General features: G+C 65.0%; 18 protein-coding genes and 1 pseudogene. 9 read left to right on the top strand and 10 right to left on the bottom strand.

What is annotated here, in order from left to right; genetic code table 11:
• Positions 1 to 176: 176 nt before the first annotated feature.
• From FRANEAN1_RS13055 to FRANEAN1_RS13040, 5 genes are all read left to right on the top strand, one after another.
• Positions 177 to 2,153: a GMC oxidoreductase gene (locus FRANEAN1_RS13055; RefSeq protein WP_020460261.1), complete on the top strand. Its 1,977-nt coding sequence runs from the start codon at positions 177 to 179 to the stop codon at positions 2,151 to 2,153.
• The gene (locus FRANEAN1_RS13050; RefSeq protein ID WP_020460260.1) at positions 2,147 to 3,979 is read left to right on the top strand and encodes a peroxidase family protein; all 1,833 of its coding nucleotides are present in this window, start codon (positions 2,147 to 2,149) and stop codon (positions 3,977 to 3,979) included. Before FRANEAN1_RS13055 ends, FRANEAN1_RS13050 begins: the two co-directional genes overlap by 7 nt.
• A gap of 75 nt (positions 3,980 to 4,054) precedes the next feature.
• Positions 4,055 to 6,991, top strand: a complete 2,937-nt coding sequence (locus FRANEAN1_RS13045) for a patatin-like protein (RefSeq protein WP_020460259.1) — start codon at positions 4,055 to 4,057, stop codon at positions 6,989 to 6,991.
• Positions 6,992 to 7,137: 146 nt separating this feature from the next.
• Entirely contained in the window at positions 7,138 to 7,311 is a 174-nt protein-coding gene (locus FRANEAN1_RS40945) for a hypothetical protein (RefSeq protein WP_157472613.1), read from the top strand.
• A complete protein-coding gene (locus FRANEAN1_RS13040; protein WP_020460258.1) occupies positions 7,308 to 7,541 on the top strand; it encodes a hypothetical protein in 234 nt (77 codons plus the stop codon). Before FRANEAN1_RS40945 ends, FRANEAN1_RS13040 begins: the two co-directional genes overlap by 4 nt.
• A 46-nt stretch (positions 7,542 to 7,587) precedes the next feature.
• On the opposite strand, the pseudogene FRANEAN1_RS13035 reads toward FRANEAN1_RS13040, so the two are convergent.
• The 4 genes and pseudogenes from FRANEAN1_RS13035 to FRANEAN1_RS40330 all read right to left on the bottom strand — a co-directional run.
• Positions 7,588 to 7,986: pseudogene (locus FRANEAN1_RS13035) on the bottom strand (transposase); the annotation flags it as partial.
• 274 nt (positions 7,987 to 8,260) lie between these two features.
• A complete protein-coding gene (locus tag FRANEAN1_RS13030) occupies positions 8,261 to 11,146 on the bottom strand; it encodes an effector-associated domain EAD1-containing protein (RefSeq protein ID WP_020460256.1) in 2,886 nt (961 codons plus the stop codon).
• Positions 11,143 to 11,604 (bottom strand): hypothetical protein, encoded by a 462-nt coding sequence (locus FRANEAN1_RS13025; protein ID WP_157472610.1) that lies wholly within the window; start codon positions 11,602 to 11,604, stop codon positions 11,143 to 11,145. The genes FRANEAN1_RS13030 and FRANEAN1_RS13025 overlap by 4 nt, the downstream gene beginning before the upstream one ends.
• A gap of 701 nt (positions 11,605 to 12,305) precedes the next feature.
• On the bottom strand, positions 12,306 to 12,449 hold the full coding sequence (locus FRANEAN1_RS40330; protein ID WP_198145497.1) for a hypothetical protein: 144 nt from the start codon (positions 12,447 to 12,449) through the stop codon (positions 12,306 to 12,308).
• Positions 12,450 to 12,873: 424 nt separating this feature from the next.
• On the opposite strand from FRANEAN1_RS40330, the gene FRANEAN1_RS13020 reads away from it, so the two are divergent.
• Both FRANEAN1_RS13020 and FRANEAN1_RS37005 read left to right on the top strand, forming a co-directional pair.
• Positions 12,874 to 13,662 carry a hypothetical protein gene (locus tag FRANEAN1_RS13020; protein WP_020460254.1) on the top strand — a complete coding sequence of 263 codons (789 nt, stop codon included), beginning with the start codon at positions 12,874 to 12,876 and terminating at the stop codon, positions 13,660 to 13,662.
• 292 nt (positions 13,663 to 13,954) lie between these two features.
• Positions 13,955 to 14,920: an antirestriction protein ArdA gene (locus FRANEAN1_RS37005; protein ID WP_020460252.1), complete on the top strand. Its 966-nt coding sequence runs from the start codon at positions 13,955 to 13,957 to the stop codon at positions 14,918 to 14,920.
• Positions 14,921 to 15,040: 120 nt separating this feature from the next.
• Here the strand turns inward: FRANEAN1_RS37005 and FRANEAN1_RS40940 are convergent, their stop codons facing one another.
• The 5 genes from FRANEAN1_RS40940 to FRANEAN1_RS42125 form a co-directional block, all read right to left on the bottom strand.
• Entirely contained in the window at positions 15,041 to 16,732 is a 1,692-nt protein-coding gene (locus FRANEAN1_RS40940; protein ID WP_157472606.1) for a hypothetical protein, read from the bottom strand.
• A 56-nt stretch (positions 16,733 to 16,788) separates the two neighbouring features.
• Entirely contained in the window at positions 16,789 to 18,006 is a 1,218-nt protein-coding gene (locus tag FRANEAN1_RS40935; RefSeq protein ID WP_157472604.1) for a hypothetical protein, read from the bottom strand.
• A 579-nt stretch (positions 18,007 to 18,585) separates the two neighbouring features.
• A complete protein-coding gene (locus FRANEAN1_RS42135; protein ID WP_020460249.1) occupies positions 18,586 to 18,744 on the bottom strand; it encodes a hypothetical protein in 159 nt (52 codons plus the stop codon).
• Between the two features lie 12 nt (positions 18,745 to 18,756).
• Entirely contained in the window at positions 18,757 to 19,011 is a 255-nt protein-coding gene (locus tag FRANEAN1_RS42130) for a hypothetical protein (RefSeq protein WP_020460248.1), read from the bottom strand.
• A 19-nt stretch (positions 19,012 to 19,030) separates the two neighbouring features.
• Complete coding sequence (locus tag FRANEAN1_RS42125; protein ID WP_020460247.1) at positions 19,031 to 19,645, bottom strand: hypothetical protein; 615 nt, start codon at positions 19,643 to 19,645, stop codon at positions 19,031 to 19,033.
• Positions 19,646 to 19,989: 344 nt separating this feature from the next.
• Here FRANEAN1_RS42125 and FRANEAN1_RS12990 point away from each other — a divergent pair, with 344 nt between their 5' ends.
• On the top strand, positions 19,990 to 20,232 hold the full coding sequence (locus FRANEAN1_RS12990; protein ID WP_020460246.1) for a helix-turn-helix transcriptional regulator: 243 nt from the start codon (positions 19,990 to 19,992) through the stop codon (positions 20,230 to 20,232).
• Positions 20,233 to 20,256: 24 nt separating this feature from the next.
• Positions 20,257 to 21,366 carry a Swt1 family HEPN domain-containing protein gene (locus FRANEAN1_RS38610; protein ID WP_020460245.1) on the top strand — a complete coding sequence of 370 codons (1,110 nt, stop codon included), beginning with the start codon at positions 20,257 to 20,259 and terminating at the stop codon, positions 21,364 to 21,366.
• A gap of 82 nt (positions 21,367 to 21,448) precedes the next feature.
• On the opposite strand, the gene FRANEAN1_RS12985 is transcribed toward FRANEAN1_RS38610, so the two are convergent.
• Positions 21,449 to 24,790 (bottom strand): nuclease-related domain-containing protein, encoded by a 3,342-nt coding sequence (locus FRANEAN1_RS12985; RefSeq protein WP_020460244.1) that lies wholly within the window; start codon positions 24,788 to 24,790, stop codon positions 21,449 to 21,451.
• Positions 24,791 to 24,792: the final 2 nt, after the last annotated feature.

Here is a 24,792-nt window from a genome sequence, read left to right as displayed (position 1 = left end):
GGGAACAAACTGAGCAGTCAGGATCGTGTCCACACATTCACGCAGGTCGCGCTCGACACGCGATGAAACCGGCCAGGTGAATACATTCTGATATTGGCCGCGTCGGGAGCTCCGGAGCGATCCCGCCGCCTCGTCACGACTTAGTTCCATGCCGTCCGGCGAGAGAGGGATGTCGAATGGGCGCGCCGTCGCAGGGCCCGGGAACCGAAATCTACGACTACGTTGTCGTGGGTTCCGGCGCCGGCGGAGGACCACTCGCGGCCAATCTCGCCGAGGCCGGCATGAGCGTGCTGGTACTGGAGGCCGGCGACACTGCGGGCAACGAGCTCCTCTACCCCGTTCCCGCCTTTCATGCCCTGGCATCGGAGGACGAGAAGGTCCGGTGGAGCTACTTTGTCCGGCATTACGACGACGATCTCCAGCAGGCCCGGGACAGCAAGTTCGTCGCCGCCCACGACGGGATCCTGTACCCGCGGGCGGCAACGGTCGGGGGCTGTACGGCCCATCACGCAATGATCACCATATACCCGCACAACCGGGATTGGGATGCCATCGCCGAGATCACCGGCGACCGCTCGTGGGAAAGCACCGTGATGCGGGAGTACTTCGAGCGGCTGGAGCGGTGCCAGTACCGGCCGCGACCGTGGCTACTTCCCCGCCGTCGGTCGCTCGCAAGGCTGCTTGCCCGGCTTCCCCTTCCGGACACGGTGGTCAACCGAGGCAGGCACGGTTTCGACGGCTGGCTACCCACCAGCCAGCCGGACCCCAAGCTCGCGGTCCGGGACGGGCAGCTTCTCCAGATCGTCATCCACGCGGCCCGGGAGTCCCTGGCCGACTTCCTCGGCAGGCCTCTCGGCCCCCTGGAGGACTTCCGCAGCTTTCTGGACCCCAACGACTGGCGGGTGCAGCAACGACGCCTGCAGGGGCTCTGGCTGGTGCCGATGTCGACCACGCGGGGGCGGCGGAGCGGCGCGCGCGAGCGGCTCCAGGCGACGCAGCGCGACCAGCCCGAGCTCCTGGTCGTGCGGACCGGGGCTCTGGTCGCCAGGGTGCTGTTCGAGGGCCAGGTACCGACCGCCGTCGGCGTGGAGTACCTCGACCTGTCCCACGCCTATCGCGCGGATCCGGCCGCGACCCGCGCGGCCCCGGGGACGTTGCGGCAGGTCCGGGCCCGCCGGGAGGTGGTCCTGTGCGGCGGCGCCTTCAACACGCCGCAGCTGCTCAAGCTCTCCGGCGTCGGGCCGCGAGGCGAGCTGGAAAGCCTCGGCATCGACGTGGTCGCTGACCGGCCAGGGGTTGGCGAGAACCTCCAAGACCGGTATGAGATCGGGGTCGCGGCCGAGCTGGGCTCGGATCTGGCGCTGATCCGCGAGTGCTCGTTCCAGCCACCCGCCCCCGACGGCAGGCCGGATCCCTGCTACCAGGCCTGGGAGGCGGGGACCGGGCCGTACACCACCAACGGTGTCATCGTCGCCATCACCCGTAAGTCACGCCCCGAGCTGGCCGACCCCGACTTGTTCATCTTCGGCCTTCCGGCGCATTTTACCGGATATTATCCAGGATACTCGGCGGACCTGCAGTGCAACAGGAAGAGCTTCACCTGGGCAATTCTCAAGGCACACACCAGAAACACCTCCGGTCGGGTCACCCTCCGCTCCGTCGACCCCCGGGACATGCCCGACATCTCCTTTAACTACTTCAACGAGGAGACGGACAAGGAGGGCAGCGATCTCGCCGCGATGGTGGCCGGAATCCAGTTCATCCGGGGTGTCAACCGCCGGGCCGGCGCCGTTGTGAAACAGGAGACGACCCCCGGCGCGGCGGTCGCCTCGGAAGAACAGATCAGCGAGTTCGTGCGCAACGAGGCTTGGGGACACCACGCTTCGTGCAGCTGCAGGATCGGCCGGGCGGACGACCCGATGGCGGTGGTGGACAGCCAGCTGCGTGTCTACGGCACCCGCCGTCTGCGAGTGGTCGACGCGTCGGTTTTCCCTCACATTCCCGGCTTCTTCGTCGCCACCTCCGTCTACATGGTCGCGGAGAAGGCGAGCGACCTCATTCTGGCTGATGCCGGCAGGGCTCCCGTGCCATCCCGCCGACCGGCCATGCGACGGGCGGACTCCCTCCGATCGAAAGAAGGAAGATCATGGTAGGAATTCGGCTGGAAAAAGGAAGCCAGGGCAGGTCCTCCCTGTCGCGTATCTACGACGCGGCCGCGGTGCGGATCGATCGGCGGATCGGCTGGAGCCGGTTCCCGCCGCCACTGGGCCTGGCGTTGCTCTTCGGCCTGCGCAATGTGCTGCGGAGGGAGAATCTCTTCGACACGGACGCGCTGCCTTCCTCCGGGGGCCCGGTCGCGGCTCCGTACGACGACCGGTACCTCGTCCAGCGCACGGCGGATGGCAGCTGGAACGACCTGGATGAGCCGACGATGGGCATGGCCGGCACCCGCTTCGGCCGCAACGTGCCGCTTGCCAACGCCTACCGCGAACCCGAGCCGCAGCTGCTCAGCCCCAACCCGCGTGACCTAAGCCGGGCCCTGCTCACACGCACCACCTTCCAGCCGGCGGAAACGGTGAACTCGCTCGTCGCCGCCTGGATCCAGTTCATGGTCCGTGACTGGTTCAGCCACGGCGCGCATCCGACGGACAACCCGTGGGTGCTCCCGGTGCGCGGGGACGACGACTGGCCGGACCGGCCGATGGAGATCCCGCGGACCACGCCGGACCCGACCAGGCCGCCCCGCAGCGACGATTCTCCGTGGACGTCCATCAACGTCGTCTCACACTGGTGGGACGGCTCGCAGATCTATGGCACCACCCGCGCGGAGCAGCAGCGGCGCCGATCCAAGGTCGACGGCAAGCTACGAGTCGGGCCGGGCGGCCTGCCAGGGTACTTCGACGAACCGGGCAAAGACCCGGCGCGTGAGCCGGGATTCTGGCTCGGACTGGCGCTCTTCCACACTGTCTTCACCCGCGAGCACAACGCGATCTGTGACCGGCTCCATGCCGCCTACCCGGACTGGTCGGATGACGACCTGTTCGAACGGGCACGTCTGATCAACGCGGCGCTGATGGCGAAGATTCACACCGTGGAATGGACACCGGCCGTCATCAGCCACCCCACCACGGTGGCCGCGCTGCGGACCAACTGGTGGGGGCTGGCCGGTGAGCGCATCCACAACCTGGTCGGCAGGATCAGCTCCAGTGAGGTCATCAGCGGTATCCCGGGCTCCGAGACGGATCACTTCGACGTCCCCTATTCGCTGACCGAGGAGTTCGTCGCGGTCTACCGGATGCACCCGCTCGTCCGGGACGAGTGGAGCCTGCGGTCGGCGGCGGATAACACCGTCCTGCGGGAGAGCACGCTCCGCGACCTCACCGGAGCCGGCGCGCTGGACGCGCTGGCCAAGATCTCCACCGCCGATCTACTCTACTCCTTCGGCACGCTGCACCCGGGGCTGGTGACGCTGCACAACTTCCCGCACCACCTCCAGAACTTCATCCGACCTGACGGAAAGCTGCAGGATCTCGCCGCGACCGACATCCTGCGGACCCGCGAACTCGGTGTGCCCCGGTACAACGAGTTCCGCCGGCTGCTGCACCTGGAACCCGCGAAGGACTTCGCCGACATCACCGGCAGATCCGACTGGGCGGCCGAGCTGGACCGTGCGTACGACGGCGACGTCGAACGTCTCGATCTCGTGGTCGGCCTGCTCGCCGAGCGCCTCCCCAGGGGCTTCGCCTTCAGCGACACCGCCTTCCGGATATTCATCCTGATGGCCTCGCGCCGGCTAAACAGCGATCGTTTCCTGTCACGCGACTTCAGGCCGGAGATCTATACCCAGGAAGGTATCGACTGGATAGGCCGCAACTCGCTCAGCACCGTACTGCTGAGGCATTTTCCGGAGCTGCGCCCCGCCCTGCGTTCGGTCGAGAACGCCTTCGCGCCGTGGACGGCAGCCGATGATCACCGTTGAGCGGGGTTGCCGTCGCGGCGAGCCGCGTCACCGCGGCGCCGGCGCGAGGCCCGGCGTCGCGGCCGGGAAACGGTCGTGAAGGTGAAGCGCCGTGGCGGCCCTCGCCAGCCTGGGGCCGAGGATCTTGAGGACGTTCGGATCGCGGTCGTGCTCAACGGCGGCGTGAGCCTCGCCGTGTGGATGGCCGGTGTCGTCAACGAGATCAACACGCTGGCGCAGGCCCGCTCCGCCACACCGCTCTCGGCGGCGCCTCCGGCCTGGGCCGCCGGCACGGTGTACGGCTGTCTCCTCGACCTCGTTCACGCGACGGCACGGGCGGACGTGATCTCCGGCACCTCGGCGGGCGGCATAAACGGCGCGTTCCTGGCCTACGCCCAGGCATACGGCGCCGATCTGGCCGGCCTGGGTGCCAAGTGGGCCGAGCTCGGTTCCTTCGAGGAGCTGCTGCGCGACTCGACGGGACCGGACCAGCAGTCCTTTCTCCTCGGCGACGACTACTTTCTGCCCGAGCTGGCACGCGCGTTCACCGAACTGGTGCCGGAGGACAGCCGGGAGCAGTCGTACGTGCCGCCCGCCGAGCGGCCGGTCGACCTCGTCATCAACACGACGCTGATGCACGGCCGGTCGACGCGGCACGTCGACGACTTCGGCACGGAATTCGAGGAATCCAGCCACAGCGGCGAGCTTCGATTCACCCGCACGGCGGACACTCCGCCGTCGGACGATGTGTTCAGGGGCGCCGCCATCGCGCGTCAGCTGGCGCTGGCCAGCCGGAGCACGGCGTCGTTTCCCGTCGCCTTCGAACCGAGTTTCCTGCCGGTCGGGGAGGACGACGGGGACGCCTACCACCCGGACATGGGCGCCGCCGTACAGCGGCCCACGGCCGCGCCGGGCCCCCGGAGCCGGTACGTCCTCGATGGCGGCATCCTGCTGAACCAACCGGTGCGCCCCGCGCTGGCGGCGATCTACGCCCAGCCGGCAGACCGGCAGGTTCGGCGGCTGCTGACGCACGTCAACCCGGACCCGCGCTCCGCCGTCCCCGGCGAGATCGCGGGCCTTCTCGGCCGGGGCCGAGCCGGCGACGAGGGGCTCGACAGGGCCGGGGGGCACGACAGCGCTGGCGGGCATGACAGCACCGAGGTGCCCGACAGCGCCGGCAGGCCGCCGACCCTCGCTGCCGTGCTGGCAACGCTCGCCGTCCTGCCGTATGCGCAGTCAGTCGAGGTCGAGCTCCAGCAGCTCCAGGAAACAAACGATCGCGTCCGGCGACACAGATCGGGACGCGCGCACCTGATCGGTTCCCTGGATGAGAAGCTCGCCGGCCAACTCATGGACCAGTACCGGACGATGCGGTCCTGCCAGGAGGCCGACCGCATCGGGGCCGTGTTCGCGGCGGCCCTCGACCGACAAAGGCTGTGGTGGACGCGCGACGAACTCGCGGGGGCCCTGCTGGATGTGGACCTCGACGGGATCCCCTGCGTTCCGCGCGCCCTGCCCCGTCGGAACGCCGATCCCAAGCGGTGGGCCTGGGGAATCGGGCCGGTTGAACGCATCGGTGTGCTCGCCGTCGACCTGTTCAAACGCGCGATGTGGCTTGCCCCGCCAGCGGATCACGCGCTTCGCGGCCGGTTGCGTGGATACCGCGGGCAGCTGCACGGCGAGCTGGCGACGCTGCGCGCGATCCGCCGCGACGACGACGATTTCTGGCGAAGCTGGTCGGCCCGGCCGCCGGCGCAGCCCGGGGCGGACGAGGACCCGCGGGATTCGGCGGATGCCGGCGACGGCTCGGACCCGGTCGAACCGGCGGCACCAGGGGGCTCCGCGGAACGACGGGCGCGGCTGCGTACCTGGCTGCAGGACGCGCTCGCATCCTGGCCGCTCCCGCCCGGGGCGGCGGACATCCCCCGGGACACGTTGCCGGTACGGCTGGGCACGGTGGCGGAGCGGATAGTTCGCCTGCTGATCGATGCGGCGGACGACCTCTGGCGGCTCGGGGCGCCGGACGCGGGTGACGCGGTAGCCACCGTTCCTCACGTGGCCGTTGAGACCGACCTGCTGAAGAAACTGCTGCGCGCGCTCCTGTCGGATGACCTCCGGAGTTCCCCGGCAGCACTGCGGCGGCGGTTGTTGGCGGTGGAGGTCTGTCAACTCGCGATGGCCGGCGCACCGCGGGACGCGGAGCAGGAGGTGATCTTCCAGCAGATCAGCGGCTTCACCCCGAACTCGTTCGGCGGACCGGCGACGCCGGACAAGATCGCCGGCATCAGGCTGTTCTGGTTCGGCGGTTTCCTGAAAAGATCATGGCGGGTCAACGACTGGATCTGGGGCCGGTTGGACGGCGCGACGCGCATGGTTCAGGCGGTCCTCGACCCGGCGAGGCTGCGCCAGCTCGGCCGCTCCGCTCAGGAGACCCACGACGCGCTGCATCGGATCGCTGTCGGTGGGGCCTACCGGGACGACCTCTCCGGGTATTTCCGCGACGCGCGGGACGAGATCTTCGCCGAACTCGCCTTCCTGGACTCGGAGGATCCCGGCGCGCAGGCAGGCTCCCTGACGGCGACGACGCGCGCGGTCACGCGGCGGCTCCACGCCGACATCCTCGCCGAGGAGATGCCGCACCTCGTGGAGGCGCTGCGGCACGACATCGCCAAGGCCTCCGGCGGGAGGCCCGTCGGCTGTCGCTTCCTGGAGAAGCAGGCCGCCACGCTCCGGCCGGCGGCCCCCCAGCCGTCGCTGGACGACCTGTTCGCCCAGTTTCTGGAGGCGAACGCGGAGATGATCGGTGAGCCTCTCAGGCACGCCGTTCCGCGGGGTCTCCTGGGACGCTCGACAACACTGGCCCTCGGGCTCATCGGGGAGCTGGCGAAGATCTCGTTGTCCAACGCCGTGGAACTGGTCGTCGAGGAACTCCCGCTCGGGCTCAGGTGGCCCGCTCACGTGGTGACCGCGCCGGGCCGGTGGGCCATCCGAAAGATCTCGGGGGTGTTCGAACCTTGGGTGCCATCTCCGTGACCCGGCTGCCGTGGCACTGAACCCCCGTCGTCGATCGCGGGTGACGGGGCTCGGCGGCTCGCCTACGGTCGCAGGACGATCGTTCCCGTCGCCTTCGGCTGGTCGCGGTGTTCGGCGAGCACACGGCGGCGTAGGTCCCGGCGGTCGTGAGCACGCGCAGCTTGTTCGTGGTGCCCGGAGCGAGGAAGCTGGTCGCGACCGTCCTGCCGCCGCCGGATATCGACAGGGCGCACGTGACGTCGCCGGCGTTGGCTACGTTGACCCATTCGCCGGTCTCGAATGCCGACGCCGAGGTCCGGACCATCGAGCCGAGATCTTGATCGTCTCGGCGGGGTTCGCCGGGGGCGAGTTTTCCGCAGCGTCGGCCGGCGGCGGGGAGTACAGCGGGGAGACGGGGGTTGTCGCGCCGACGATGCTGTGGACGCCGATGCCGGAGACGAGTGACCTGGGCCGTGCCGGCCGTGCCGGGGCGGTCGAGGGCCTGACCACGGTGTCGACGGTCCAGGTCGAGGTGATCTCGATCCCCGGGCTGATCACCGGGGGCGGATGACTGCTGGGCCCGCCCTTGGCGGGTCCCGCTCCTGGCTAGTGCCGTATCAGGCTACGTTTGCCCGGTCGACGACCCGCTTGAGTTTCTGATCTTGGGCGTGGTTGTTCCGCCAGATGATGTACCGGCGGATCATGCTGGCCTGGGCGCGGTGGTTGCGGTGGTCGGTGCCGTCGAGCGCGAAGTAGCGCAGGGCGGTGAACTGGGCCTCGATGCGGTTCAACCAACTAGAGTAGGTCGGGGTGTAGGCGATCTCGACGTTCGCCGCCGTGGCCCAGTCCCCGACCCGGCTGTCGGTCTTCGTGGACAGGTGCGGGGAGAAGTTGTCGCAGATGATCGCGATCCGCACCTCCGGCGGGTAGAGCGAGCGCAGGTAGCGGCAGAACCCCAGGAACTGGGTCCGGCCCTTCACCGCTTTGACGTGTCCGTAGAGCCGGTCCCGGTTCACGCGACTACGAACGCGACCCGCACAGCTCTGCCGCCTTCATGCACTGGGCCATGATCCGCACGATGGTCCGCCGGCTCGCCCGCCGCGCCCCGGTCTCCCGCTGGACGCCTCGGACGACCAGCGAGAGCTAAAAACGATCAAGATTCAGGACAGGCACTAAAAAGATCGACCGCGCCTTCGTGACCAGCGGCCTCGCGAGTTGGGGATGCTTGGAGCACCTCGGAGGCGCCGTCGTGACGGTCGCCGCCCGATTCTGCCTGTCGATCGGGTGAGTTTAAGAACTCCGGTGCATGGCGGTGCGTACTGTTCGGCGTACGTCGTTGCTCAGGATTGCTTCGACCTCGGGGTGTGGGTTCTTCCGCAGCGCCTGCGCCAACGAAAGCCGGACGGAGCCGTCCTGGTCTTTTGCGAATCTGGCGCCGACCGCTGGGTCGCGGCGGTCGCTGCGTGCCCACTTGATCGCGGCGATCGCCCGAATGACGGCCGACGGGTGGCCTGTGCCAGGTCCTGGACCGACATGGAACTGTTCGAAAGGAATCTGGGCGAGGGCTTTTCCTATGGTGTCGGCCGAGCTGTCATCGACGCCAGCAAGCAAAGCATCCGCAAGCTGCTGAACTGTCTCGTAATCAGCGTCGCTTGTCGCGAGTGCCGCGGCGGCCCACAGCGCCGCAGGGGCGATCAGCGAGCTGCCGCCGAATTTGATCCGTATACGCGCCAGTAGGTCGTCCTTGCCATGCAGATTCCAGTCGGAGGTGCTGGAGTCATACCGGCCGGCTGCTAGCTCCGCGACGGTGCAGAACGCCGCAGTTCGCGCCTCGTCCGGGAGACTACGGGCGATGGTCATCACTGCCTGGAGTGCGGTTTCCCGGTCTGTCGCGGACTGCTGCGGGTCGCGAGCTAGGGTGAGCATCGCCGCGGCGAATGCCTCGGCCTCGGCCTCGCCCAGTGTCGTGACTAGGAGGGCTACCCCTTGATGATCCAGCTCGGTGCCGCCTGTCTCGCCTCCCGGGTGAACCGCCCTGTGGTACATCGTCCAGGCCAGGTCGTCGGAAGGGGTTGTGTCGGCATCAGCAACTACCAGGGCAAGCGCTGCCTGAACGTTGCCGGCGCGCGCCTGGTCTGACAGATGCCGTTCCACGTCGCGGACCCGGCTTCGCAGGAGCGCTCCGCCGTGGCTCAGGATCCTGTGGCCCAGCTGAGCATTGAGGAGGAGGCCCGCGCAGAGTTGCTCGAACGCCTCGTCGCCGGTCTCTCCGCTTCGGCGGGCCAGCGTGAGGAGCACGTCGACCTGGTCGTCGTCGGTGCGGCGGTAGGCCCCTGGCTCTCTTGGGATAAGAACCTTCGTGTGATCAAGGATCTGGCGTGCCTGAGTCTCGTCTGCCAACCCCGCGAGGTTGGCGGTGGCCCGGAAGGCGGCAAGGTACCGGTCCCGCGCGAGTACTGACGCCTTGGGGAGGAGCGGGTCCTTGAGCTCTGTCAATGCCAGCCCGAGCCATTCCTTCCCGTTGTCGTCGGTGATCCGGTCGGCGAGCCGGGCGACGAGATTGTAAGCTTCCTCTGTCTCCCAGGGCGGGCCGTCTAGCAGGATGGTGGGCAGCACGATCGCGGCTTCTTTGAACTTGCTTCTGATTTTCTTGAGTTCCTTGTGCGAGTTGCTCTTCAGATAGTGCTCGGAGGCCAGAAGTGGATCCCCGGCTTCCTCGAACAGCCGCCCAAAGTTCTCGTGGGTGGTAAGCTCGCCGTTCCAGTCGCCGATCACAGTCGAGTGCCAGAGCAACTGCTGAAGGGCCTCGAAAGCATCGGGCCATTTGCCGCTGGCCATTCGGTCGAGCACCCGCTCGCGCATCGGGAATGGCCGTCGCAGCACCGATCGATCGCCCCGCACTCGTGCTGCCTGGGCGACGCGATGGTACTCGTTCGGGTCGCCATCGCTGTCGAAGGATCGGCCATAGAGTGCGAGCACGGTGCGGGCAGCATACAGCCAGTCAGCCGCGTCACTGTGGAGCTTCTTCTTCGCGGCCAGACTGGCCGCTTCCTCCCAGCGCTCGACGGCGTGGTCTGGCTGTTCCGACAGGGCCAAGTGGCGGGCATGCCTTGCCAGCACCCAGGCCCGAAGCGGCTTTGCGTACTCGCGTTTGGCCTTTCTCGCCAACTTCGGCCATTCCCCCGAAGCGTCAGCGAGGCACATCAGCAGGCGGACGACGGCCTCCGCCGTGTTTCCGGAGTCTGGCGCATCCTCGGCGAGTCGCCGAAGGCGGCCGGCGCGAGTCCGGACGATCTCCAGCTGTCGCCAGGCCACCGCGCGTTCGGCGAGCAGAAGCGCGGCCTCGAACTCGCCTTGATCTCCGGAGCGTAGATCATCGAAGGTCATCGCCACGGCATCGAGGGTCACGTCGCGCTCGCGGCCGAACTCAACTGCCCTAGCCAGCGCGATCGCGGATCTTCTTATCGGCTCATCGAGTTGACTCTCGATCTTCTCTAGGTCTGCCGCCTCCGACATGGCGCCCCACTGGTCACACCGCTGGAGGAGCCGCCAACCGAGCGAGATCCTCACCACGGCCGCGTCGTTGGAGCGGCCCGCAGCTTGCAGTGTCGATGCCTGGCGGCTTCGGAATCCGTCCGCGTGCAGGTGAAATGAGGAAAGGTCCAGTTGTTGGGCGATCGAGGCGAACAGTTCCGCGGCACGCTCGGGATCACTCGCCGTCGACTTCCTCGCCTCGGCCACCTTTTTAGTAAGCCCGTGCGCGGCAAGCGTGTCCTTCAGTATCGCGTCCGCGACGACGTTCCTTCCGTTGGGCGGAATCGCCTCGTGCCTATTCTCGGCCGAGAGATAGGTTTCGGCGAGGCGTCCAACGGTCGAGTCTCCCGGAAACTCATCGCGCATTTTTGCGATGAGTTTCCGATGTGGATCGACGATGATTCCGAACTCAAGTATGGCGAGCATCTGGTTCCACCAGATTATGGAGGTCGCCGACTCCCAGGATGGGCGGCGCCCAACAGGCACATCAAGCGCGTCGAGCAACCAATTCGCGCTGACGCGCTCGCCGTACCGCTCAGCGCACAGATTCAGGACCGCGTCGCGGTCCTTCTTGGAAATGACGGCGCCAGCAGGTGGGCCGATTCGGTCGTGCTGTTCCGGTACCTGGTTCTCATCGCTCATCCGGCGCCCCGTGCCTGGGGAGGTAGCGGCAGAGGGCTGCGGGGGCCGTACCAGGTGATGGTAAGGGGGTCGCGGACTCGGGCGGCGGCTACAAAGAGGAGGGAGCAGCCTTTGCGGAGTTCGTGGATGTAGCGGGTGGGGTCGTCGGTGGCGTGGCGGTGGATGGCGGCCCTGGGGATGATGCCGTCGCTGGTGGCGATGATGGGGAGGTTCTGGCAATCGAGGGCCTTGAAACGGCGCTTGGTGCCGACGCGGATCTCATCGTCGCCCTGGGCGCTGTCCTTGGTGAGCTCGGCGCAGGTGTGGCCGTGGGCGGTCAGGTGGTCGATGGTGCGGGCGACGAGGTCGCGGTCGGCGACGCATACGGCGATGCCGCCGGTCGGGTCGGTGGGGGTTCCGTCCGTCGACGTGGACAGGTCAGCGTGCCAGCCTTTCGGGGCTGCGCCGCGTCGGATCACGCCCACAGGACCGTGATCGTGCGGCCGGTGGGGGTGAGCTCGGTGTCGTTCGCTGAGGTCGGGAACGTCCGGCAATCGTGACACCGCTGGGATCATGTAATCGAGCTGGGGCCGGCACGGCCCGGCCGCCTGGAAGCGGCGAACCATCGATCGTCACACTCCCAGGCCAGACGGCACCGATCACGATGCCTCAACCCTACGCATTTATCACCACGGCCAGCCGGCGATCTCATCCGGTTGCGCTGCACGGGTATCGAGGCTGTGCGCGAGCACCAGGTCTGTCCTGTCCAGCGCAGTGGGTCAGCGAACGACGCCCACGCGCGGCACGAATCGGCTGGCCTCGGCGAGGTAGCGCTAGGATCTAGCGTGCAGGGAGCACAGACTTCGTGAACAGCTTCAACAGCCCATCCGGCCCCGTCAGCGCCAGCCCACGAGCCCGCGCATCCGCGATCATCGCCGCCGCAGCCGCCTGTTCCGGCGGCAGCTCACGACCTTTCTTCCGAGGGAAGATATCACCCGATCTCATCACTCACGGTGCCCATCCCGCCGGACCCCAGGCCCGGCGTGTCGGGCCGGAACCACCGTTCTTGCGGTCGGGTAGCCCGGAGGGATCTCACCCCCGGGCTCCCACAGATCCCGGCGTGACGATCTCTCGTCACCGGGGTGGCCATGTCGTGTGGGTACAGTAGCCACTTTGTTCCTCAGATCACTAAAATGGCTACGCCAAGCCAAAAAACGGCGCCGCTGCAGACATCGCAGTCCAGATAGAGATCTGGCCTGGGCGTACGCCGCCACATATCCCGCGCGATGAAGGCAAGCCCCGAGACAAACTCGCGCACCGTCATCTCGGGACCCTCTGGTTCATGACCGCGCGGGTTCCGGCTCCCCCGCACGACACACCATGATCCCGGCCGATCGGCCGGTCCGCCAGCGGACGACGTCAGATTTCAGATCCCCACGGAGATACCTTAAAGGTGCACGCTGGCGGTCGGCATCCTTGACAGACCGACCCCTGCCACTACCTAACGTAGTCGAGACTTGTCGATGCGTCCGGGAATCGAACCAGACGATCAATACCCCGACCTGGACATCCTCTATTCGATCAACGATCAGATCTTATAGAACTTATCTATTTGCCCAGGCCAGGGCATTGTTACGCATCGCGGTGGACCTAACGCAACACAATAAGAACCGCTTGATCTTGGTTCAGGGTCCCGAGATCACCGTCCGACCGGTCTCCACGAGGCTCCTGGGCAGGGGCGATGCCCAGTGAGCGCCCGGCCAGCAACCTCGCCAGCCGGATCGAACACACGTTCCGTAGACCTGGTGGGTCCGAACGGCACCGCCCGCATGGTGACCGTGATCGTCGGGACCGTCGTCGGGCTCACCTTCCTCTTCGGGCTGGGCAACGTCGCCACACCCGGCATCCGCCTCGGGGTCCCGACCTACATCGCGATCCTCGTGGCACCCGCAGTCGATCTCTCCGTCATCGGACTCCTCCTCGGCGCACGCCACCTCACCCTGCACGGCGGGCCTGCCGACGTCATTCGCACCGCCCGACGCCTACTGATCTTCGCCAGCATTGTGACCCTCGCCCTCAACATCGCCGAACCCCTCATCTCCGGCCACTACGGCAGAGCAGCCTTCGACGCCGTCGGCCCCCTCCTCCTTATCGGATGGGCAGAGGTCGGGCCCGGTCTCCTCCAAGCAATCCAGACCACCCCCTCACCCGTCGCCCTTCACCCATCGATCGAAGCGACGAGGACAGACCCCTCTCAGGCATCAGAAACACCACCCCCGACGACCCAACACCGACAGAAGACAGCAGACTCCACATCACGTCAGACCGAACGGGAAGCACGCCGGCAAGACCTCCTCCACCGCGCACGCACCGAAGACGTCCTCCACTGGCCGCACTACCAGCGCCCCATCTCCGCCGAGACGCTCCGCAAACGACTTCACATCGGCGCGGGCACCGCGCGCACCCTGGTCACGCATATACGCCGAGACACCGGGGCCGCTGTCAACGGCCCGCCACCGGAGTCTCCAACCGCGTAGGGAGCTGTACGAAGACCTCGAAAGCTAGACACCCGAAGTCGCCTCGTGGGTCGAAGCCCTGCGGATCTACTGCCAGGCCCGGCCGGACAAGGGCCCGATCAAGGGCTGGGCTGAGCAGGCAGCCATCCTGGATCGCCTCGACGGCGTTCGGGAACGGGTTCGGGCCCTCGGCAGGATCGCGATCGTCCCAGAGCTGGCGGACGCCGCCGCGGAACCGGCCAGCGACCAGGCAGTACACCCTGACCGGCTCGATGAGCTGTTCGGCGAACCGCCCGGCGAGGAGATCGGCCGGGTGGATGAGCTGGGCTGGTTCGGCCTGGTCACCGACGGTGGCACCGGCGGCGCGATCATCAGCCAGGACGGACAAGGCTTCCGGTACGTCTGGGAGACCACCGACGGCGAAGCACTTGACCGCCGGTGGCAGGCCATCCTCCGGGAGTACCGCGCCTACGATGACACCCTCGTCGAGCAGGAGCGCCGCGACCAAGCGGACCGTCAGGAACGGGTCGGCTATGCCTGTCCGGAGCGCGAGGAGCCGATCACCGACCAGGCTCAAGGCCTCGACGGGATGACCTGGACACACGAGGATGGCGAGCCGCTCTGCCCCGTAGTCGGGCCAGCTGGGTACCAGCCGGCGCAACCGGGCGTCTGGCGGAACGGTGAGATCACGCCCTTGGCCGATGAAGCTGACGGGGATGACGCCCACGGTGCCGGGCTGCGGGTGTACGTGACCAGCCTGGCCGACTACGTCAACGGCGACCTGCACGGCCGCTGGATCGCCGCCGACCGGGACGTGGAAGATCTGGAAGGTGCTGTTGCCCGGCTGCTGGCGACGTCACCTGCCCGCAGAGCCGGCGAAGAAGCTGAAGAATGGGCCGTCCACGACTACGAAGGGTTCGAGGATGATGCCGCCTTCACCCTAGGTGAATGGCCGTCACTGCAAGCGCTGAGCAAGGTAGCCAAAGGTCTCACCGAACACGGCCCGGCCTTCGGGGCCTGGGTAGCGTACCTGGGTGGAGCTGACGATGAGCTGGTGGATCGCTTCGAGGAATTCTACCGGGGCGAGTGGGGCTCGATCACAGAATACGCCGAAGACTACCTTCAGGAGACGGAGATCTACCGGGCTCTGGATGAGCTGCCGGAATACATCCGCCATTACGTCAGCGTGGATGTCGAGCAGTACGCCGAAGATCTGACGAGCACGATGTACGTGGCGGACACTCCGGAGGGCGGGGTGTGGGTGTTCGCGGTTTCGTAGGCTTGCACCCTTTAGTTCAAGTTTCGACCGGTAAGGCTTGCAGTCACGCCTCGCTCGCTAGACGCACCGGATCGGTACGATTCACCGCCGATCACGGACTGGAACCACCACTTCTTGGAATCAGGGCGCCGGCGGAAACACATACGTCCCACCGGAGAGAAGATGCACTAAAAGCTCAACTTCAACCAGCACCTTAAGTACTGGCGTTAGTACATTTCCCGACGCCAGCTCCTGCTCACATTTTTCGAGCAGGGCTACGGTGAGCGCTTCCGCCAGATCCGGCTTTTTCACCCGCATCTTTCCTATAACCGCGTCGATGTTCGCGCGATTCTCCCGGGTCGCGGCAAGCTCGGTGGCAATTCGATGGCGCCAGGACGTTGAACCACGATCAGCGTCGCTGGTTCCTCGTGCTAGTTTAGCTAAAGCATCGGCCAACTCCTCGTCGGTAAAGTTCGCCAGCTCGTACGTCAGATCACCCCATACGTGGATGCTGACCAAAATATCAAGCTGCTCGTCAGAAATAGTACCGCCCTTGAGCTCAACCTCCTGGCGGATGGCGCCGCAGATCGCCCGACGTTGACGCTCTCGCTTCTGCTCGGTTTCCCAAAGCTTCTCAGGATCCATAGCGATCACTAGGGCAGTCGGAGTGGCTACCGGCTGCCAAGAGCCGTCAGGGAAACGCTCGGCAAGACGCGGGCTAATTGCATACCGAGCCAGTAGTTGCGGGCTGACTTGCGAACCCTTTGCCTGCTGTACACGGACGAGGTCGGGTCGGTCTAGACCGAATGCAGCCAAAAGTTGCGGCAGATGGACGAGTTCAGTCTCACCTTCAACCAGCAGTAGCACCCGAGGGTGCGGCGAGAGGCCGAATCGTCCTAGTACCTTGTCAAGCGGTTCACCAGTCGTTGACGCCCGACCCAGCCGGTCCTGCAGAGGGTGACGTACCAGCCGAGAGGTGATGTCGGGGAGCGGCTCAGCTTCGCCGGCCGCAGCCAAGTCGTCATGGGCGCGCAATAGCACTTCGGCCGCGATGCGCTGCCACAGACAATCCAGCGCTACACCACGCAGCTTGGACCAGGCGCCGTAGTTAGCGTGCCGTATGATTGGTAGCCAATCCCGGAGCGGGTCACGGAAGCCAGCGTGAAGAAGCAGATCTTCGGCCATAGGCCAAAGTTCTTCCGGGGGTACATCGACCATCGCGAGCAGCTCTGACACATTGCGTTCCATTTCGAGGCTACGCAACACTCCGGTGTCCACACCTGGCGGCACTGAGAGTCGACCGAGGATGCCCGGCAAGTACCGCAATGCAAGCACTGCAAGCGCAGTGGCCCGCGCGCGGCGGCTATGGGCACGAATCTGGTACTCGGCGGCTGGCATCCCAAACCTTAGCCACCGCTCATCGCTAAGAGCCTGGTGAAGATCGGTCAGCTGCCACGAGGAAAAGTAAAATCCGTCCCGCCATCGCGGATCCATCTCGCCCGGCGGCCGGACATATGGCCAGGCAGCGGAGTAACCCTCGTCAGCGCAGTCACGGAGGCGGCCATCCACAGCAGCGTTGAGCGCTTCACGACGGGCATTAAGGTTGCCATTCGGCTCGACGGGGAGACTGCGGCCGATCACCGCCGTCTCGCTGACACGGTAGAAGGGCACAAGCAGACCGCCACCGTGGAGACGCTGAAGCGTAACCCGGTCGAGACTGTGACCCCGATCCTTAGCCAACCTAATGAAGGCATCTGACCGTAGCAGCTGGTCCTGCGTGAAGGCGAAGCGAGCCAGCAGAACACCAAGCGAGCCGGCTAAATTCGGGGTCACATTCTCCGAACTTACCCACGTCGCTGACCGAGAATTAGTCAAATGCGGCTGTTCTGTTAGCTCCACGGAACGGGCTCCACACTGCCAGCCCATCCATCAATGATCGAAGTATCTTGAATCTGACCGCTGTAGCCAACCCAGCGAAGGATCAGCAGCTCCAGGTAATGATTGAGAAGGACCCAGGCCTCCACCAAGAGACCCGGTCGGCCGTATAGATCGGCCGGACTCTTGGGGTGCACGAGCCGGTGGCGGACCTCCGTGACCGCTGCAGGCCCATCGAGGGCTGCCGTGGGATCACCCTCATCTTTTGCGAACTGCTGGAGCACATGGAGATGATCGGGAATTTTTGGCTGGCTCGGAAGGGATCCATCTACAAGGAGGCCACGCAGCCGCTGGGCAGCCTTCTTCTTATCATATCGTTCCGAATCTACACCCTCTTCGAACACCTTCACTTGCCAGCAGAGCTGCTCGATCGTAGAGAAGCCGACAGTAATACGCTGCTCGACGAAGCCCCCACGCTTGGACAGGACGTAGCCCTGGAGGATGTGCGAGGCGTTCCGCCCATACTGTGGATCAAGAAGCTTAGCGCCGACAAGATTTGTAACTTCGCCCATCGGGCAGGCGTTCGGATGCCACCATGCTGTTACCCCGCCCATCTGATCCGCCCTGCGCACTGACCATTCACGCCACACGAGTGAGCCATCCGCAGCACGCGCCGAGGCAGGTCCTGGTGCGGCTTCGCGACCGAGCGCGAATGCGACCGCCTGATGGAATGCCCGCAGGACTGGTGTCACGTCGGTGGCAACAAACGTGCCACCGTCGACGCGACGGAGCACAGACAAATGCGTTACGGCGTGACCACCGTGATTCTTAAGCTCGTCCACAACGCCCGCAAGGTCCGGCCGCGCATCGACGGTCATCTCCCAGTCACCGAGACGCCAGACCTCCCGCCCCCGCCAGACGCGGCACTGTCCGGGGCTCTCCCCACCGAGCAGGCGCAACGCAGTACCAGAGACTCGACCGGCATCCGAGAGGTTAACCCAGGGGACTTCGACTGAATCAACTTCCCTGTCAACCTGCCCGACAATCCTCCCGCTGTCTAGCCAACCAGCGAGACTGTCGACGTCACGATTACTGAGGTGCGCCCTGTCAATCAGGTAACCGTTGCCAAAGTTCTGATCCCGCAGAACAAATGCCAGTTCGTCGGGACCGCCGAAGTAACGTTCCAGCACCGGGGTGTCGAACCGGGCGGTCCAGCGGATGTCCTGCTTCACGCCCCAGCGAGCGAGGACCTCGAAGTCACACTCGTGGCCGGTGTGCTGCTCAACAGCACGACCTCGATATAGAACGTCATCCGCACTTGATCGGCTTAGCGATAGCAAGCGGGGGTCAGCGTCAGAAGGCTCTATGGTCGGCCGGCGAGGGGATATCTCAGGGTCGCCATCGGTAGGAGCAGATTGCAGGTCGGTCATTATTGATCCAGGTTGTCAGTTCGGAGTCGTGGAGGTCAAGCTAATTTCAGGCAGGACGGCTTCAGCGGGCACGGACATTTAGATGGCAAGCTGACCGTCAGCGCGCCATCTTGTCGGATGCGCGTGACGGCGGCGCAAACGATGTTCATGACATTACGTCGAGCCTTTGGTGAGACGACCTCAATGCACCAGTGACACTAGTCACAAAGCGAGGGCATCGAGTGGTCCGAAAGTGCTATGCCGATGAGCTCCGGCCCGCGGAGGCCGCGGCGCTCGGTTGAGCATCAGCCCCAGAGGCCTCGCGCCCCGGTTGTTCCGCTGTCTCGACCGCCACGCCTGGCCGGTGCGGGATCAGCTCCCGCTCCAGCACCCACGCGAACGTCACCCCGCTCTTCGGGAACACCAGCCGTCGTACCGCACGCTGACCGTGGGTGGGTCGGTGCCCTTCGGGCTCCGGGAGACGCGGGTGGGCTGCGAACCGGCGATGAAGTCCAGGACGTTGACGTGCCGGATGTCGCAGCTGCCGTAGGTGAAGTCCACGTCAACACCCTTTCAGGGCGCTCCGAAGTCGAGGTAGAGCAGGTGCCCGTGCTGCTGGATCAGCACCCGGTAGGTGTAGGCGATGTCGACCTCGCGGCCTGCGGCATTCCGGGCGTCCGCGGTGACGGTGAAGGACTGTCCGGCGGAGCGCTTGCTCCGCCGGGTCGGGCATGCCCGACCGTCGGTGGTGAACTGGAGCAGCTCGAAGGCTTCCGGTGACGCGGCGTCCAGGCCGGCGACCGGCTCGAAGTAGTGGGCCTCGATCATGGTGGAGTCAAGCAGCAGCTCACGGTATTCGTCGGGGTCGGATGTGTACAGGCGAAGCGGCGGGTGGACTCGGCCAGCTGGACGCGGTACTCCCGGCGGTCGTGGCCACGAACATGCTGCCGGCGCCGGCGGCCGGCCCCTTGGCCCACGGCGTGAGGCTGACGGAGACACGCGTGTCCCGACGGCGTTCGGTGGAAGCGGCCACCTGGCGGCGGAGATCGGTGTAGAGATCGTCGGCCAGAGCCTGGTCGCCGAGCTGGATGGCCAGGGTGTTGCGGACCACCCGGTCAAGGGTCTCCGGTGAGGCCACGTCCACCAGGGCATTCGGCGCGAAGGCGAAGCCGCCGACCACGGCGTCGCGGATGGCCGGAACTTCCTCCCGCAGGATGCGGCGGAGGCGTTCATTGGCCCGCTCGTCGGCATCGCGTTCGTTGATGTACTCGAATGCCACGACGATCAGGCCGCTGCCGAAGAAGGTCGATCCCAGCTCAGAGAGCGGCAGCCAGGCCAGCCACGGAGCGGTGGTCGCCAGGGCGCTGTACTGGCCGAGCGCCAGCAACGCCACACCCAGAACCGTGAGGATCACGGCCAAGAGGGTCAGCTTGGTGCGGTAGAGGCGTTGCAGCGGAGACATGTATTCAAGATCAGTTTAGCACGTTCGTGATCTTGCCTGCGAACAGGAGCGGCGCGGCGCTCCGGCCGTGGATGCCGGAAGCGCCGCGCCGCCGAGATTGCTGGGGCCGGGGTCAGCCGCCCGTGCCGCCACCGCCCGACCCGTCTCCGCCACTGCGAAGCACCATGACCATCACCTCCCGAGATCCGTGCCATCCCGCGGTCTGGCCGGCCACGCTGCCGGTGCGACCGATCCCGGCAGCTGCCGGAACATGTCCAGGCCAGGCGCATAGTCATGCGACGTATATGCATGGGATGCATGGTCTCTGGATGTAAGGGCGCTAGACGTATGGGGTTGGAGTCGTCATGGCGACCCCTCCGCTGTCCGCAGCCACCCAGGCGTTCAGGGAACGGGTGCGTGCCCGGCGGCATGAGTTGGGCAAGAGCCAGGAGCAGCTGGCGGATGACAGCGGGCTGCACTGGACGTTCGTGGGTCAGGTGGAGCGGGGACGGCGGAACATCAGCCTGCACAACATCCTGAAGCTGGCCGGAGCGCTGGAGATCGACCCGGCAGAGCTGGTGCGAGGGCTGCGGGCCCCAGCAGGGTAGGCCGGCTCCTGGATAAGCTCGATCATGGCCGAATCCCAGCCGCACCAGCCAGATCTCAACAATGAAGACGAGCCCTCGAAGCCGTGGGCCGACTCGGACACCCTGTTTGCGGTGGAGACGGCGGTACGCACCGGCGGACTCCCCGCCCGTTCGTTAGCGCTCTACGCGCGATGGTGGCAACTTGAGACCTGGCTTCGCGAGTTGGCGTACGTAGAGTTGCGTGCCTGTTACGGTGCGCTGTGGGCCGATCAGGTGAAAGCCGCGACAGGGCGGCAATCCCAGGATGCCGCGTTCACTCACATGCTCGGGGCCGATAACGAGAATCCGCTGGCCTACCTCGACTACAGCAAGCTTGTAGAGGTAATCGGAAACAACTGGAACCTGTTTGAGTACGCCCTGATTGAGCGGCGCTCGTGGGATGGCCGCCAAGAAGAGCTCAAGCGTATCCGCCATCGCATTGCACATATGCGTAGGCCGCATGACGACGATCTCTCCCGTATCGAACAGACCCTTCGAGATCTCGAACGCGGCACTTTCATCGCGTTAGCCTCGTACAACAAGCGGTTTCCTCCCAACGGAGACAAGCATAGCGATCCCGTCACCAGAGGGTGGATTCTTGACGAGCACCCAATTGCGCGCCAACTCGTGCAGCACGCCGAGAGACAATACGAAACGCGCCTGCTCGTACACACCAGCCGACGCCCGTGGGCAACGTGGCCGAGCAGCTTCGAAAGGGCGGAGGGCGTGCTGTGGCACGTCGGTTTTTACATGCGAGCGCGATCAATAAATCTACGAAGACTGTGGAACGATGGCGCTGTGGTTGTTGTTCGCCCGCTTCTTGTTCACGTACTTTCGGACAATCCTTGGGGCGTAGAGTTTACGTTCGCAGCAGCCGACGACCCGAACGAAATCTCAGACGCCATTGGCGACATCTTCGAAGCAGTCTTGGGAAATTCGCAGTACAACAACGCTACAGATGACTTTAAAGCTAGGCAAGATCGCTGGATTCGCAATTCTTCCAATGTTGACTACCGGGTGCTAACAAACACTGGCTGGAACATCGTCAGCGAATCGACCGTGCCGATTTCCGCCTTCGGAGCGGGTGGTGGCGTAACCTCGGCACCGGGCTGGTGAGAAGCTGATGCGCCACGAGTTCACCTGTCCGATAGCGATGGGCCGTGACTCGCGATTTGGACAGTTAAATTCTGTTCGGAAATCAAAAGCGCGCCCGAAGTGCTTTGAGCGTCTCTATCGCCGTCGATCCGAGCGACGGGTCTTCGATGTATGGCTCGATCAGGCGCAGCGAACCCTCATTGCCGACCAACCCGAGGGTTCGCAGAACATATTGTGATCGCTCGATGGGATCGAATGCTCGAAATATCGCTGTTTGCCGGTCAAAATTTGAGGCAGCGGCCTCAAGAATTACGCGAACCTCGTCCGGAAATGTGTCTAGCACAAGATTATGGCCGAGGTGCTTGCCTGCATCTTGGTCCTTAACATAGGTTTGTGCCAACTGGTATAGCGGATCCGCCGCAGCTTCGACCAGTTCTGTTGCCAAACGCGCCCAGATCGGTGCGCAGCGGTCTGCGCGCTCGATCGCTGGCATCGGATGCGCCAGCCAGAAGGTGATTGCTCCGTAGCATTGCCATGCTTCAAGGTCGACGGTCATTGACTGATGAAACCTTGGCGGAGTGTCGAGGAAATTTCCGCAACCCTGCATGGCAAGAATATAGCAACTAACCGCTTCCTGCGGAGAGGGCGACCTGACATCAAAGGCCGTCGCATATCTCTCGAAGGCGGGGATCGCCTGAGGATCACGGAGTTTTAATAGCTCTCCGAGAACCCAATCCAACCAGAATCCATGATTGACTCCGAGAGCCGCCTTGGTGAGCAAGCGAACTCGATCATTTTTCCCGAGCGCTTCGATAGCTTCGAAGTAGTGCGGCCCCAGAACGTCTTCGAAACTGTTTGAAACTATGCCATAAGCACGCCCACAGGCTTCACTATCGTCGGCGGGCTTCTCCAAAACTTCTCGAATCTCATCGTCGGCCACCTTTCTACTAATCTGCGGCTCAATTTCTCCGAACGAGTACAGCGCCTCAACGATCGTCGTCGACAAGCCCAAGTTCTGGGTTTGCAGGTCAGAAAGATAGTCAACGAGCGAGGAACGCAAAGGCCCTGCTTCAAGCTGGCAATACGCACGAATAGACTCAAGGGCTTGAAGTTGGACGTGGTAAGCACCCGACTGCCAGCACATCCGAAGCCAGGACATCACGATCTCTTGGCCGACATCCAGCGGCACTCTGTCCAGTAGCAGGCCCATCAAGAATAGCCGACAGTAGTTGTCCTCGCCACCGCCCATAGATACCTCTTCAAGGCCGCCGGAGGAGATGACACCCTTCCGATGCCTGTAACGCCAGGGCCAGCCGAGGCGCGCCGAATCTAACAGAATATGGGAGGCGATCTTTCTCCGCGAGCCTGGTTCCGCAAAATTCAACACTACCGCTGCGGCGATGTCGGAAGGAGTGGGCCGATGGCCGGAAGCCGCCTGCGCAGCCGTCGATGTCCGGCATGCCTCGTCGGTGGCATCCAGCAACCGCATTGCGGGCCCCAGGAAATCTCCGTCAGCTAGACCATCTCCGACAGCGGCGAGAACCGCAGCTTCATAGCCGGTCACGTCTCGACCACCGGTGACGGTGGTCTCAAAGGTGCTTCCGAACACTAATTTGAGCCCGGCTGTCATTTCACAGAGTTCCGCCAAGACCCGCTCGGCCTCCATGACAGCTACTGCTCGGGCTCGCGGCCCCAGTTTGTTCCCCAGAGCCTCAACCAGTAGGTGCTTGCTGGCCAGGCAGTTGAACAGTTGGCGCAGACAGTCCTCTGAGGTCTCAAGTGGAATCACCAACGCTGGTAGATCCTCGTGCCGCGGCCGTTGCAGCTCAGATGTCAGGTCGTCCATGTTGGTGCCGGCCGCGAGCAGCAGCTCCTCGGCGGCCAAGTACCGCCCGATCAGTTCATGGGAGAAAGTAAGCACGCCCTGTTCCACGCTGACTACGGAGGCGCGGAAGACCTCGTCCAGGATGTCCGACGGTGTCTGCTGCTCCCGCAGCGCCGCCTCACCGATGCGCCAGACGTCACCGATCGGCAGGGCGGTTACCAATCGCTCGTCCATAACCACGGCCAGCCGACGAAGCAAGCTTCGGGTTAGGGCCGGGGAACGCCCCGACTGCAACCGGTGACGGACAAAGGCGTCGAGGAGGGTAGCGCGTGTAGCCCCTTCCCTCAATTCGCTGGAACACTCCGCGGCGATCGAGAGTTCGTACGCCGTCTCGAAGGGCCCACAGAGGTCTAGTGGTACGGAAGCGTCATACGATGCGAGCACCGCCCGGCGCTCGTCCTCGTCCAGTTTCCGGAGCCGAAACTCCTGCCAGCCGGTAATCGTTGCAAACGACACCGAGTGCTGGGCCGTCACCAATACACGGCACGGAGACCGCAGGCAAAGCGCACTGATGTCCTGGACTAAGGCATCCCGCTCCCGCTCCGGGCACTCGTTGAAGCCGTCCACTACAAGCAGTACGTCACGCCCGACCGAGGTCGCCGCCCGCAAGAGATTCAGCGCCGGCTGCGGCGAATACGGGGCAACCGCACGATCCATGAGCACGGAAAGCCGGCCCTCGTAGCGGGCCGCGCTGAGGAAGATGGGCACGGTGCCCTCAGACGCCAGAGTCAGCGCCGTGTGATGGGCGAGATGACTCTTGCCGTAGCCGGACGGCGCCACTATCTGGGCATACGGTGTGCCAGCCAGTAGCGTCGGTAGCTCGGAAGAGGGATGCGCAGTCTCACCAGCTTCAAGGGTGCTGGGAACCAGCTCATGCAGGCCCTGGCGATGGAACTGGCTGAAGCGTCGCGTGTAGTCGTCCAGCGCCTGCTGTGCCCGCGTGGCAGCCAAGGACGGACCATCCGGCCGCTCAGGGCGAACAAGGTTCAGATGCATGCCGAACTCGCGCCAGATCCCGGCATCCCACGGGGGATTTTTGCCGGGCTTCAGCAAGAAGTCGAGGAGCTCGGGGTAGCCGAACGTCTTAACCTTGAAGTCGCTCGGGACCTCCGACCCGACGGCAAGTCTGGGATAGACGCACAGGACGCTGTCGAACCACGTGTAGAACTGACGGCCATCCGATGGTCGCGGCGTGCCAGCCCGTCCCGAAGCAAAGGCCCGCATGTCGTCACTGATGGACTGCTGGGCTCTGACGGTTTGCTCGTACGGGTTCGGTGAGCGCTCGATGACCTGGGTGGTTCCATCCGGCCGGGTGCTCGACCACTGGCCATTCCGGCCACCGTGGATGGGGCCGCGGTATGCCTTCAGCTCCACGTGGCAGGCATGGCCGGGAGTGATCACGAGGAAGTCGACCTGCCGCGAGCCGGCGGTGTGGAAGTTGGCAAAGACGGTAGCCGTGACGCCATGCGCCTGCAGATCAGCCTGGAGCCGACCGAGGAAGTGCTGCTCGGAGGCTTCTACCGGCTCCGAGCCCCAAAGGATATCGATCACTGAGGTCATTG

Source organism: Parafrankia sp. EAN1pec, from assembly GCF_000018005.1.
Taxonomy (GTDB): domain Bacteria; phylum Actinomycetota; class Actinomycetes; order Frankiales; family Frankiaceae; genus Parafrankia; species Parafrankia soli.
The sequence above is the reverse complement of the archived record's forward strand: the minus strand, read 5'-3'. Positions and strand labels throughout refer to the sequence as shown.

Coding starts and splice junctions, on each gene's coding strand:
- FRANEAN1_RS13055 (WP_020460261.1), top strand. CDS start 177: ATGGGCGCGCCGTCGCAGGGCCCGGGAACCGAAATCTACGACTACGTT.
- FRANEAN1_RS13050 (WP_020460260.1), top strand. CDS start 2,147: ATGGTAGGAATTCGGCTGGAAAAAGGAAGCCAGGGCAGGTCCTCCCTG.
- FRANEAN1_RS13030 (WP_020460256.1), bottom strand. CDS start 11,146: ATGAGCGATGAGAACCAGGTACCGGAACAGCACGACCGAATCGGCCCA.
- FRANEAN1_RS40330 (WP_198145497.1), bottom strand. CDS start 12,449: ATGACGGTGCGCGAGTTTGTCTCGGGGCTTGCCTTCATCGCGCGGGAT.
- FRANEAN1_RS42130 (WP_020460248.1), bottom strand. CDS start 19,011: ATGATCGAGGCCCACTACTTCGAGCCGGTCGCCGGCCTGGACGCCGCG.
- FRANEAN1_RS42125 (WP_020460247.1), bottom strand. CDS start 19,645: ATGTCTCCGCTGCAACGCCTCTACCGCACCAAGCTGACCCTCTTGGCC.
- FRANEAN1_RS12990 (WP_020460246.1), top strand. CDS start 19,990: ATGGCGACCCCTCCGCTGTCCGCAGCCACCCAGGCGTTCAGGGAACGG.
- FRANEAN1_RS38610 (WP_020460245.1), top strand. CDS start 20,257: ATGGCCGAATCCCAGCCGCACCAGCCAGATCTCAACAATGAAGACGAG.
- FRANEAN1_RS12985 (WP_020460244.1), bottom strand. CDS start 24,790: ATGACCTCAGTGATCGATATCCTTTGGGGCTCGGAGCCGGTAGAAGCC.